This window comes from Allobosea sp. 05T439 (assembly GCF_056396005.1).
Window position 1 is genome coordinate 158,776 of record NZ_JBFTKP010000014.1, and the last position, 11,148, is coordinate 169,923.

The 11,148-nt window shown below is 66.2% G+C and carries 13 protein-coding genes; 5 read left to right on the forward strand and 8 right to left on the reverse strand.

Annotated elements, in window-relative coordinates:
* Positions 1-166 precede the first annotated feature (166 nt).
* The 5 genes from AC1DIO_RS18215 to AC1DIO_RS18235 all read left to right on the forward strand — a co-directional run bounded on the left by AC1DIO_RS18215 (position 167) and on the right by AC1DIO_RS18235 (position 4,853).
* Positions 167-1,231 (forward strand): ABC transporter ATP-binding protein, encoded by a 1,065-nt coding sequence (locus AC1DIO_RS18215; protein ID WP_441491367.1) that lies wholly within the window; start codon positions 167-169, stop codon positions 1,229-1,231.
* Positions 1,228-2,397, forward strand: a complete 1,170-nt coding sequence (locus AC1DIO_RS18220; protein WP_476853798.1) for an ABC transporter permease — start codon at positions 1,228-1,230, stop codon at positions 2,395-2,397. Before AC1DIO_RS18215 ends, AC1DIO_RS18220 begins: the two co-directional genes overlap by 4 nt.
* The gene (locus AC1DIO_RS18225) at positions 2,394-3,230 is read left to right on the forward strand and encodes an ABC transporter permease (RefSeq protein WP_441491222.1); all 837 of its coding nucleotides are present in this window, start codon (positions 2,394-2,396) and stop codon (positions 3,228-3,230) included. Before AC1DIO_RS18220 ends, AC1DIO_RS18225 begins: the two co-directional genes overlap by 4 nt.
* Before the next feature lie 178 nt (positions 3,231-3,408).
* On the forward strand, positions 3,409-3,615 hold the full coding sequence (locus AC1DIO_RS18230) for a hypothetical protein (RefSeq protein ID WP_441491223.1): 207 nt from the start codon (positions 3,409-3,411) through the stop codon (positions 3,613-3,615).
* 5 nt (positions 3,616-3,620) lie between these two features.
* Entirely contained in the window at positions 3,621-4,853 is a 1,233-nt protein-coding gene (locus AC1DIO_RS18235; protein ID WP_476853799.1) for an anion transporter, read from the forward strand.
* 204 nt (positions 4,854-5,057) lie between these two features.
* On the opposite strand, the gene AC1DIO_RS18240 is transcribed toward AC1DIO_RS18235, so the two are convergent.
* The 8 genes from AC1DIO_RS18240 to AC1DIO_RS18275 all read right to left on the reverse strand — a co-directional run bounded on the left by AC1DIO_RS18240 (position 5,058) and on the right by AC1DIO_RS18275 (position 11,100).
* On the reverse strand, positions 5,058-5,969 hold the full coding sequence (locus AC1DIO_RS18240) for a ribokinase (protein WP_441506781.1): 912 nt from the start codon (positions 5,967-5,969) through the stop codon (positions 5,058-5,060).
* Between the two features lie 12 nt (positions 5,970-5,981).
* Complete coding sequence (gene rpiB, locus AC1DIO_RS18245; protein WP_476853800.1) at positions 5,982-6,428, reverse strand: ribose 5-phosphate isomerase B; 447 nt, start codon at positions 6,426-6,428, stop codon at positions 5,982-5,984.
* A gap of 66 nt (positions 6,429-6,494) precedes the next feature.
* A complete protein-coding gene (locus AC1DIO_RS18250; RefSeq protein WP_476853818.1) occupies positions 6,495-7,262 on the reverse strand; it encodes a transporter substrate-binding domain-containing protein in 768 nt (255 codons plus the stop codon).
* 51 nt (positions 7,263-7,313) lie between these two features.
* Complete coding sequence (locus AC1DIO_RS18255; RefSeq protein ID WP_441506783.1) at positions 7,314-8,051, reverse strand: amino acid ABC transporter ATP-binding protein; 738 nt, start codon at positions 8,049-8,051, stop codon at positions 7,314-7,316.
* Positions 8,052-8,068: 17 nt separating this feature from the next.
* Positions 8,069-8,737 (reverse strand): amino acid ABC transporter permease, encoded by a 669-nt coding sequence (locus AC1DIO_RS18260; protein ID WP_476853801.1) that lies wholly within the window; start codon positions 8,735-8,737, stop codon positions 8,069-8,071.
* Positions 8,738-8,742: 5 nt separating this feature from the next.
* The gene (locus tag AC1DIO_RS18265; RefSeq protein ID WP_441491228.1) at positions 8,743-9,426 is read right to left on the reverse strand and encodes an amino acid ABC transporter permease; all 684 of its coding nucleotides are present in this window, start codon (positions 9,424-9,426) and stop codon (positions 8,743-8,745) included.
* A gap of 14 nt (positions 9,427-9,440) precedes the next feature.
* A complete protein-coding gene (locus AC1DIO_RS18270) occupies positions 9,441-10,433 on the reverse strand; it encodes an NAD(P)-dependent oxidoreductase (protein ID WP_476853802.1) in 993 nt (330 codons plus the stop codon).
* Positions 10,360-11,100, reverse strand: coding sequence for a FadR/GntR family transcriptional regulator (locus tag AC1DIO_RS18275; protein ID WP_441491230.1), 741 nt, complete (start codon positions 11,098-11,100; stop codon positions 10,360-10,362). The genes AC1DIO_RS18270 and AC1DIO_RS18275 overlap by 74 nt, the downstream gene beginning before the upstream one ends.
* Positions 11,101-11,148 lie beyond the last annotated feature (48 nt).

An 11,148-nucleotide genomic window follows, 5' to 3' on the forward strand; every position in this document is an offset into this window, starting at 1 on the left:
CCGCCTTCGCCTGGCCGCTCGTCATGCGACGCGCCCCGGGCACGCCAGATCGCGCCCGGGGGCGCCTCCGTCAGCCGTCCGGCCTGGCGCCGTCTCCGACCGGTGCCTGGCTGCGGCCGCAAGGGCTTCGCCTCATCCTCACGGGAAGATTGATCATTTGCGAGATCTGGATCCGTTCATTCATTTCGAGGCCATCAGCAAGGTATTCGGCACGGTCACGGTGGTTGACGCGCTCGACTTCCATGTCGCGCGGGGCGAGTTCGTCAGCCTTCTCGGCCCGTCGGGCTCGGGCAAGACGACGCTCCTGATGATGCTCGCCGGGTTCGAGGCGCCGTCCGGCGGGCGCATCCATGTCGACGGGCGGCGCGTCGAGCATCTGCCGCCGCACAAGCGCGAGATGGGCGTCGTCTTCCAGAATTACGCGCTCTTCCCGCATATGACGATCGCCGAGAATGTCGGCTTTCCCCTCAAGATGCGTGGCGTCGCCAGGGCGGAGCGTGAGGCGAGGGTGAAGCGCGCGCTCGATCTGGTGCGCCTGAGCCATCTCGCCGACCGCCGGCCCTCGCAGCTCTCCGGCGGCCAGCAGCAGCGCATCGCGCTCTCGCGCGCCCTCGTCTACGAGCCCAAGGTCGTGCTGATGGACGAGCCGCTGAGCGCGCTCGACAAGCAGTTGCGCGAGCATATGCAGCTCGAGATCCGCGCGCTGCATCGCGAGCTCGGGCTCACCGTGATCTTCGTGACGCATGATCAGGGCGAGGCGCTGACCATGTCGGACCGCGTCGCGGTGCTGAACCGCGGCAAGATCGAGCAGTTCGATACGCCGTCTGGCCTCTATGACAGGCCGCGGACGCGCTTCGTCGCCGAATTCATCGGCGAGACCAATCTGCTGGCGGGGCGCGTCGCGCAGCGCCAGGGCGAGGCCACGACGGTGGCGCTCGCATCCGGTGGGAGCGTGACCTGCGACAGGGCAGGGTCGTTTGAACCCGACAGCGAGGTGATGGTCTCGGTTCGTCCCGAAATGCTGCATCTCGTGCAGGATGCTGCTGCCGCCAACGCCTTGCCGGTGACGGTCGAGGACCATGTCTATCATGGCGATCATATCCGCCTGCATCTCGCTTTCGGGGAGAGCCGTCTGGTCGCACGGGCCGGGCGGCGCGATGCGGCACCACCTGTCGGCAGCACGGCCTTCGCCAGCTTCGCGCCCGGCGATTGCTCGCTGGTGGCGCCATGAGCGCGCGCCTCAAGGCTCTGCTCCTGGTCCTGCCGCTGGTCGTCTTCCTCGGCCTGTTCTTCCTCTGGCCGCTCTGGATGATGGTCTCCACGGCGGTGCAGGGCGGCACGGTGCGCCTCGCCTTTCCACAGACGGCGACCGCGATCGCGAACTGGGATGGAGCAGGCCCGCCGTCGGCTGCCCTGCAGGCGGCGCTCGTCCGGGATCTGCGGACCGACACGCCGCAGGAGCGCTTCGGCGATGCGGTGCGCACGCTGAACAGCCAGCAGGCCGGTTTCCGCACGCTGCTGCCCCGCACGGCGCGGGCCGTGCGCGAGGCCGGCGAAGCGGACGCGGTCGATCTCGTCGCCCTCGACCCGCGTTGGAGCGAGCAGGGCTATTGGCTGGCGCTGAAGCGCAGCATGCCGGCCTATACGGATGCCAATCTGCTGGCGGCGGTCGACCTCAAGCGCAATGACGAGGCGCGGATCGAGCCCGTCGAAGCCGATTTCGCCGTCAACCGCGCGATCATGCTGCGCACCTTCGTCATTGCCGGCCAGGTCACGCTGCTTTGCGCGGCGATCGGCTTGCCCTTCGCGATGCTGGCGGCGAGCGTGTCGGGCTGGAAGCGCAATGCGCTGCTCATCGCCGTGCTGCTGCCGCTCTGGACATCGCTTTTGGTGCGCACGGCGGCCTGGCTGATCCTGCTGCAGGATAACGGGCTGATCAACCAGACGCTGCGCGCGCTCGGGCTGATCGAGACGCCGCTCTCGTTGATCTACAATCGCACCGGCGTGCTGATCGCCATGACGCATGTCCTGCTGCCGCTGATGGTGCTGCCGATCTATGCCAGCCTGATCGCGATCCCGCGCAACCTGATGCCGGCCGCCGCGGCGCTGGGCGCAGCCCCGCTGCAGGCCTTCCGCCATGTCCTGCTACCGCTCGCCATGCCGGGCCTGCTCTCGGGCTCGCTGCTCGTCTTCCTGGTGGCGCTCGGCTACTACATCACCCCGGCTTTGACAGGCGGGGCCGGCGACCAGATGATCAGCTCGGTCATCGCCTTCTATGCGACGGGAACGGCGAACTGGGGCATGGCGGGCGCGCTCGGCCTGTTCCTGCTGGTGCCGACGACCGTGCTCTACATCCTTTACGGCCGGCTCTCGCGCACGCCGCTGGTGCAGACATGAGCGGCGTGTCTCGCCCCGGCGCTGCGGCCTTCAACGCCGTGCGGCTCGCTTTCGCCGCGCTCGCCGTCGCCTTCCTGCTACTGCCGCTCGTCGCGATCCTGCCGCTCGCCTTCACCGACAGCGTCTTCCTGGTCTATCCGATCAGCGGCCCCTCGCTGCGCTGGTTCGGCGCGCTGGCCGAAAGCCAGGCCTGGACCCGTGCGATCGTCAATTCGCTGATCATCGGCACGGGCGCGACCGTCGTCGCGACGGTGGTCGGAACGCTTGCCGCGCTTGGGCTCAGGCGCGAGCTCCTGCCGTTTTCCGGATTGTTGCGCTCGGTCTTCCTGCTGCCGATGGTGGTGCCGGCGGTCGTGCTCGGCGTCGGCATGCAGATCCTGTACGCCCGCATGGGGCTGGCCTCGAGCTATCTCGGCGTCATCATTGCGCATGCGGTGCTCTGCGTGCCCTTCGTGCTCGTCAATGTTGCGAGCTCGCTGGCCAGCATCGACCCGGCGCTGGAGCGTGCCGCAGCCAGTCTCGGCGCCTCGCCGGTCAAGGTCTTCCGCGGCGTGACGCTGCCGCTGGCCATGCCCGGCATTCTGACCGGCGCGGTCTTTGCCTTCGCGACCTCCCTCGACGAGGTGGTGATCACGCTCTTCGTCGCGGGCCCCAACCAGACAACGCTCGCCCGTCAGATGTTCTCCTCGCTCCGCGAGAACATCAGCCCGGCGATCGCGGCCGCAGCCTTCATCATCATGATCCTGACCTTCGCCTTGCTGCTTGCCGTGAAGGGCGCCTCGCTCTTCCAGGCGCTGCGCAAGAGGCAGAAGGTTCAGCCGAGTGAGGCGTGAGGCCGGCATCAGGTCGCAAAAACCACCAGATCTGGTTGCGCTCGTTTGGTAGCTCCCGGCTCCCTTCTGCCAAGGGAATGGCGTGGAATCGATCGGATGCGCTTATTGAGGTTGAAAGGCGACGCGCCCGATAGCCGGAGCCATTTCCCGCTTGGGGCATGTCTGCTTCGGGCTTCGAATGGCTTGGGGCGTCGGCGCCTCGATCTCCGCTTCGCTGGCGGGCGTGATCATCGTCAACGCCGGTTACTCAACGGCCTTCGTCAGGCTCCCCGCCTGCGGCCTCGTCTTCTATCTCGTTGCCATGCCGGAGACCCGCGGCTATGAGCCGCCGACCGACCACCGCGCCATTCCGGCGCCGGCGATGACGGGCGAAAGAGCGGCGTAACCTTCATGACGGGCTGGGGGCTCAACGCGACGCAGTTCCTCGCGATCGCGATCTTCGTCGCGACCTATGTCGCGATCGCCATCGGCCGGATGCCGGGCCTGCGCGTCGACCGGGCCGGGGCGGCGCTGGTCGGGGCCGCGCTCATGGTCGGCTGCGGCGTGCTCTCGCTGGAGGACGCCTATCGCGCGATCGACCTCGACACCATCACGCTCCTGCTCGGCATGATGATCGTCGTCGCCAATCTGCGGTTATCGGGTTTCTTTCGCATGGTAGCCGGCTGGGCCGTCGGCAAGGCGTACCACCCGGCGCTGCTGCTCGCGGCCGTCGTGGTGACGACCGGCGTGCTCTCGGCGTTTCTCGTCAACGACGCGATCTGCCTGGTGATGACGCCCATCGTCATCACGCTGACCCGCGCGCTCGACCGCAACCCGGTGCCTTATCTCATCGCAGTCGCGCTCGCCTCGAACGTAGGCTCGACCGCGACGATCACCGGTAACCCCCAGAACATGATCATCGGCAATCTCTCGGGGATCTCCTACGGCGCCTTCACTGCGGCGTTGGCGCCGGTGGCAGCACTCGGACTAATCGTCACGATCCTGCTCGTGCTCCTCCTCAACCCGCGCKAGTACTTCACCCGCCAGAGGCTGCCGACGGTCTCGATCCCCGCGCATTTCCATAGTTGGTTGGCGCTCAAATCGGCGCTCATCTCCCTGGCAATGATCGTGCTGTTCTTCCTCGGCCAGCCGGTCGCCAAGGTCGCGATCTGCGCGGCGGCCTTGCTGCTGCTGACGCGGCGCATCGAGCCGCGCAAAGTCTATGGCGATATCGACGGGCAGCTCCTGCTGATGTTCGCAGGCCTCTTCGTCGTCGTGCGCGGGCTGGAGCACGCGGTGCTGACCAAGGAGGTCCTGGCCCAGGCCGCGCATTTCGACCTCGGCAATGTCGCGGCGCTTACCGGGGTCACCGCTGTCCTGTCCAACCTCGTCAGCAATGTCCCGGCCGTGCTGGTGCTGAAGCCCTTCGTCGAGCAGTTGCAGGATCCGCAGCGCGCCTGGCTCGTCGTGGCGATGGCCTCGACGCTCGCGGGTAATTTCACGCTCCTCGGCTCCGTCGCCAACCTCATCGTCGCCGAGCGCGCTGCCAAGGAGGGCATCTCGATCGATTTCTGGACCTATTTCAAGATCGGCGCGCCACTGACCATCGCCACGCTAGCGATCGGCCTCTACATGCTGTCCTGACTTCAGAAAGCAGTCGGGGCCGCTTGGGTCGCTTCGAGAAGCCGCAGATCTCCGACACGGACCGGGGCGCGCCAGGCCTATCAAAGGGTTTGCCGCTAAGGACGACGATATCAAGAAAGGCGAACTCTACCGGCCGACGATGATGCAGCTTCCCGCGAAGCCGCTGGGTAGCCAATGATGTAAGCGATTGCCATGAGGGCGCGCTCAGAGTGCGCGCACCACGTGGAGCGCGTCGCGGACTGGCATTCCGCCTTGCGCGCCGGCCGACAGGCAGGAGAGCGCGGCCGCCTTGCAGCCGAAACGAAGGGCATCGGCGAGGGGGGAGCCTTCGTGAAGGGCAACCGCAATCGCGCCGACGAAGGTGTCGCCGGCTCCCGTGGTGTCGACTGGCACGATGGCTGGCGTCGTTGCCGTGCAAACCTGTCCATCGGCCGTATAGGCGAAGGCGCCTCGCGCACCGGCCGTGACGATGCAGGTCGTGGCGGAGCGCGTCGCGAGCTGCGCGATGTCGTCGGCGGCAACGCCCAGGATCAGGGCGATGTCGCTGGCCTCATGCTCGTTCACGACGAGAATATCGCTCGCTTCCAGCAGAGCCGTGGCCTCGTCGCCTGTCATCGCGGGAGGAACCGGGGCGCAGTTCCAGATGACGCGGCCGCCGGCCTGGCGGGTGCGGCGCGCCACGTCGAGCGAGGCCGGGAAGGGCACTTCCATCTGCAGCACGAGAACGGTGCCGCTCCTGAGCATGGCGTCCGGCACATCCCCCGCGGACAACGCGCCATTGGCGCCGCTCGCGACGGTGATCGCATTCTCCGCCTGCGCATCGACCGAGATGAAGGCGCAGCCGGTCGGGGTGTCGCAGACACGGACCAGCTCCGTCGATACGCCGTTGCGACCGAGGTTTTCGGTCGAATCCCGCCCGAAGGCATCGGCACCGACGCAAGCCGCCATCACCAAGGTGCCGGGCGCCGAGAGGCGCGCCGCAGCCACCGCCTGATTGGCGCCCTTGCCACCGAAATGCTGCTCATGGGAGCGGGCGAGCACCGTCATGCCCGGTCCCGCAATGGTGGCGACCCTTGCCACCAGATCCACGTTGATGGAGCCAAAGACCAGGATCATCGGCGGGTTCGCTCAGCCTTCCGCGTCCATCGCGTGCAGCTTGTCGACGCGGCGGCGGAAGTCCTCGTCGGTGGAGAACTCTGCCGCCAGATAGGCGTCGATCAGGTCGCTCGCCAGCCACGGGCCGATGATCTTGGCACCGATGCACATGACGTTGACATCGTCATGCTCGACGCTCTGATGGGCCGAGTGAACGTCATGGCAGACGGCCGCGCGGATGCCCTTCATCTTGTTGGCCGCGATCGAGGCGCCGACACCGGTGCCGCAGACCATGATGCCGCGTTCGGCCTCGCCGGACGTGACCTTGCGCGCCACCTCGCGTGCGATGTCGGGGAAGTCGACCGGCTGGTCATCGAAGGATCCGACATCGAGCACATCGTGCCCGAGCGTCATGATGTGGTCGATGACGTGCTTCTTGAGAGACCATCCGGCGTGGTCCGAGCCAATGACGAGGCGCATGGGTAGTATCCTTGTTTCGAAGTGGGAGCCGGCGGCCGCACGTGCACACCGCCGGCCTGTCTGACGTCAGCCCCGCATATTCTCGGGCAGTTCGGTGCCGTGGAACTTCTTGTAGATGGCGTTGAGCTTGCCGTTCTTGAGGTTCTCCTGAACCCAGGCATCGAGCTTTTCGAGCAGCTTCGGCTCACCCTTCTTCACGCCGATGGCGAGATCGAAATTGGTGATCGAGACCTTCGGCTCGAAGGCGCGGGCCGGCGCCTTGACGCCGATCTGGCTGACGATCGTCGCCGATGTCGCGATGCAGTCGGCCTGCCCGGAGATCGCTGCCGTGACCATGGTCGCATCGTCGTCATAGCGCGCGAGCTTGAGGTCGCGTTCCTTCATGTTAGTGAGCGTGGTGTCCTGCGTGGTGCCGCGCGACACGCCGATCGTCTTGCCCTTGAGATCGTCCCAGCTCTTGACCTGATCGGACTTCAGGCAGCCGACCACCGATTGCAGGGCGGCATAGGGCTTGGAGAAGTCGATCACCTTGGCGCGTTCGGGCGTGACCGACAGCGTCGAGATGATGATGTCGGCCTTGTTGGTCTGCACATTGGGAATGCGCGTCGCGCCGGTCGTCTGCACGAATTCGAGCCGCAGGCCCCAGTCCTTGGCGAGAAGCTCGGCGGTTTCGACATCCGAGCCCGTCGGCTTCATCGTGCCGTCCATCATGCCGGACGGCGGTATCGCCAGATCCGTCGCGATGCGGATCTTCTTCGCCTTCATGATGTCGTCGAACACATCGGCGCGTGCGCCGTGCCCGGACAGCGTTGCCAGCCCAGCCGCGAGCAGCATGGTGGCGATTGCATTGCGTTTCATCCCTGGATCTCCCTTGCCTTGGATTTTTTAAAAGCCCGTTCCGACGAACTGGGCGAGTTCCGGCGTCGCCGGGGCGGCAAGGATCGAGGCTGTTCCCGTCTCGTGAACCTTGCCGGCATGCATGAACACCACCTTGTCGGCGATGCCCCTGGCAAATCCCATCTCGTGCGTGACCATCACCATGGTCATGCCGTCCGCAGCGAGCGCTTCGATGACCTTCAGCACTTCCCCGGTCAGTTCGGGGTCGAGCGCCGAGGTCACTTCGTCGAACAGCATCACCTTCGGTTGCATGGCGAGCGAGCGCGCGATCGCCGCGCGCTGCTGCTGGCCGCCGGAAAGCTGTTCGGGATAGGCATGGAGCTTTTCCGCCAGGCCGACCTGCGCCAGCACCGCCTGGGCGCGTTCGCGGGCCTCGGCCTTGGCCATCCGCTTCACCGAGACCGGCGCCAGCGTGATGTTCTGCTCGATCGTCAGATGGGGGAAGAGATTGTAGCTCTGGAAGACGATGCCGACATCCTGGCGCAGCGCGCGCAGATCGATGTCGGGGGCATCGACACGGTGGCCGCAGACATGGATCTCGCCACTGTCGATCGTCTCGAAGCGGTCGATGCAGCGCAGTGCGGTGCTCTTGCCGGAACCGGAACGGCCGATCAGGACGAGCACATCGCCGCGCGCCACCGAGAAATCGACGCCGTCCAGCACCTTCAGGCTGCCGAAGCTCTTGTGAACATCCCTGAGGGAAACGACCGGGCTGTCCTGGGTCATCTGCGTCTCCTGCCTGGTCAAGCCGGCATCAGTTTCGTGCGACCATTGCCCATGCGTCGCTCCAGGCGACGGCTGAGCGCCGAGATCGGGAAACAGAGGGCGAAATAGATCACCGCGATGATCGCGTAGATCAGGAAGGGCTCGAACAGCGAGTTGTTGATGATCTGGCCGGCGCGGGCGAGTTCGACGAAGCCGACGACCGAGGCCAGCGAGGTGTTCTTGATGATCTGCACCATGAAGCCGACCGTCGGCGGCGTCGCGATCCGCATCGCCTGCGGCAGGATGACCTTGATMATCCGCTGCGTCCGGCTCAAGCCCAGGCCTTCGGCCGCTTCCCATTGCGGCTTCGGCACGGACTGGATGCAGCCCCGCCAGATCTMGCCGAAATAGGCGCCGACATAGATCGTCAGCGAGGCGCTGGCCGCCATCAGCGCCGAGATCGAGAAGCCCAGCGCCGAAAGGCCGAAATAGCCCAGGAACATGATCACCAGCAGCGGTGTTCCCTGGATCAGCTGGACGTAGCCGCCGCTGAGCAGGCGTATCGTGCGGCTCGGCGACACCCGCGCCAGCGCGATCAGGAAGCCGAGCAGACCACCGCCGACCAGGGCGATCGTGGACAGGCCGATCGTCCACAGTGCGCCATGGCCGAGGAACAACAGGTGATTGGCGTTGAGAGACCCACCCATCGCCGTCACAACGCCGTGCCGAGGCGCCGGCGGCGCGGAAACAGCGCAAGCCCCAGCGCCCAGAAGCCGGCTCTCAGCACGAGCGAGAGCACGACATAGGCGATCGCGACCAGGATATAGGTCTCGAAGGCGCGATAGGTGTCAGACTGGATGTAGTTGGCGACGGCGGTCAGCTCTTCCGCCGAGATCTGCGAGGTCACGGACGAGGCCAGCATCAGCAGCACGAACTGGCTGGTCAGTGCCGGATAGACCTTCTCGGTGGCCGGCAGCAGGATGACATGCCAGTAGATCTGGAAGCGCGACAGGGCGAGGCCCTCGGCCGCCTCGATCTGGCCGACGGGGATGGATTCGAAGCCCGCGCGCATGATTTCCGCGGTATAGGCGCCGACATTGATCGCGAGCGCGGCGGCCGCGACGGAAAAGGCCGAGAACTTGAAGCCGACGCTGGCGAGGCCGAAATAGACGAGGAAGATCTGGACGAGCAACGGCGTGTTGCGGATCGCCTCGACATAGAGCGTGCAGACCCGCGCGATCAGGCGGTTTCCGCTGTTGCGGCCGACGGCGCAGAAGGTGCCGATGACCCCGCCGAACAGGATCGCGAGAGCGGCGAGCTTCAGCGTCATGACCGCGCCGTCCCAGAACAGGGGCCAGCGCTCCAGAACGACGGAAAAGTCGAGGTTCAGGCCCATCGCCGCCGCCCGCCTCAGGCTCTGTTCGTCATGCGGTCATAGACGCGGAAAAGCGCCTGGTTGCCATTGGCGCCTTCGCCATGGGCGCGGGCTTCGATGTACTGGCTGGTAACCAGCGCGGTTCCGGGCAGGGGCACCGAAAGGGCCTGGGCCTGCTCCTGGACCAGCCTGAGGTCCTTCAGCATCAGGTCGATGCGGAAGCCCGCCCCGACATCGCCGGAGATCATGGCCGGGCCGAGTTTTTCGAGCATCCAGGACGCGGCCGAGCCGCCGAGCAGGACATTGCGGAGCTGCTCGAGATCGACGCCCGAGGCCCGGCCAAGCGCGATCGCCTCGCAGATCGCCTGTATATTGATGCCGCAGATCAGCTGATTGCAGAGCTTGACCGCCTGGCCGGCTCCCGGCGCACCGACATGGGCGATCGTCGTGCCCATCGCCCTGAAATAGGGCTCGGCGCGGGCAAAGGCCTCGGCCTCGCCGCCGGCCATGATCGACAGGGCCGCGTTCTTGGCGCCGATCGGCCCGCCCGACACCGGCGCATCGATGAAATCGGTGCCCGTCGCCTTGAGATCGGCATGAATGCGCCGCACGGCGACAGGCGAGATCGTGCTCATGTCGACGATGAGGCGGCCGGCGGGCGGCGAGGCGAGCAGCCCTTGCGCGCCGTAGACGACCTCCTCGACCTGCGGCGTGTCGGGCAGCATCGTGATGGCGATATCCGCGCTCGCGGCGGCCTGCGCCGGGCTTGTCGCCGCGACCGCGCCGGCGGAGGCGAGTTCTTCGACGGCGCTGCCGACGATGTCGAAGGCCGTGACGCTGTGCCCGGCCTTCAGGAGGTTGCGCGCCATCTCCCGCCCCATCGTGCCGAGGCCGATGAAGCCGACGTGCCCCTTGTCGTTTCGTCCCATAGCGCTTCTCTTCTTCTGAAAGGCTCTAGCCGGTGGCCGGTTCGCCGCTGTCCCCGTCGCCAAGCGCCGCGCGGCGCCGATATTCGTCGCCGATGGCAAAATGCCGTCGCAAGGTGACTTCGGCGCGATCGGGATCGCGCGCGACGATGGCGTCGAAGACCCTCTTATGGTCGTCGATCAGGTAGGTCTTCATCGAGCCGAACATCTGCACCAGCTCGCGCCGGCTGCGATGCGAGCGGGCGAGCAAGGTCGACATCGAATCGTGCAGGACGGCGAGCGTCTGCGAGCGCGAGGCCAGCACAATCGCCCGGTGGAAATCGTAATCGGCCAGGCTCCCGGCCTCGGCCTCGTCGATCGTCGCACCGATGCGGACGAGCGCGCGCTGCAGGCGTTCGAAATCGGCGATCATCGCGCGCTCGCAGGCCAGGCGGATCGCCTGGCATTCGATCGCGATGCGCGCCTCCATGACATCGTCGATCAGGTCGGCCTGCTGAGCGAGCGCCAGCGCGAAGAAATCCTTCAGCATCGAGATGTCGGGGCGCTTGACGATCGTGCCGATGCGATCGCGGATCTCGACGATGCCCAGCATATGCAGGGCTCGCAGCGCCTCGCGCACGATCGGCCGGCTGACGCCGAGTTGCACGGCGAGTTCGCGCTCGGCGATCAACCTGTCGCCGGGCTTGAGTGTGCCGTCGAGAAGCTGTTCGCGCAAAAACGCAAAAACCTTCTCGAACCCTTTCGGGTCTTCTGCAGCCTGAGCGTCCATCCCAAGATCATTTGTTTTTTATTCTGGTCAGACCAATACGATGACCAG

Excerpts from the sequence above, each read along its gene's own strand:
- AC1DIO_RS18220 (WP_476853798.1), top strand. The coding sequence starts at position 1,228 with ATGAGCGCGCGCCTCAAGGCTCTGCTCCTGGTCCTGCCGCTGGTCGTC.
- AC1DIO_RS18225 (WP_441491222.1), top strand. The coding sequence starts at position 2,394 with ATGAGCGGCGTGTCTCGCCCCGGCGCTGCGGCCTTCAACGCCGTGCGG.
- AC1DIO_RS18230 (WP_441491223.1), top strand. The coding sequence starts at position 3,409 with ATGGCTTGGGGCGTCGGCGCCTCGATCTCCGCTTCGCTGGCGGGCGTG.
- AC1DIO_RS18240 (WP_441506781.1), bottom strand. The coding sequence starts at position 5,969 with ATGATCCTGGTCTTTGGCTCCATCAACGTGGATCTGGTGGCAAGGGTC.
- rpiB (WP_476853800.1), bottom strand. The coding sequence starts at position 6,428 with ATGCGCCTCGTCATTGGCTCGGACCACGCCGGATGGTCTCTCAAGAAG.
- AC1DIO_RS18250 (WP_476853818.1), bottom strand. The coding sequence starts at position 7,262 with ATGCTGCTCGCGGCTGGGCTGGCAACGCTGTCCGGGCACGGCGCACGC.
- AC1DIO_RS18255 (WP_441506783.1), bottom strand. The coding sequence starts at position 8,051 with ATGACCCAGGACAGCCCGGTCGTTTCCCTCAGGGATGTTCACAAGAGC.
- AC1DIO_RS18265 (WP_441491228.1), bottom strand. The coding sequence starts at position 9,426 with ATGGGCCTGAACCTCGACTTTTCCGTCGTTCTGGAGCGCTGGCCCCTG.
- AC1DIO_RS18275 (WP_441491230.1), bottom strand. The coding sequence starts at position 11,100 with ATGGACGCTCAGGCTGCAGAAGACCCGAAAGGGTTCGAGAAGGTTTTT.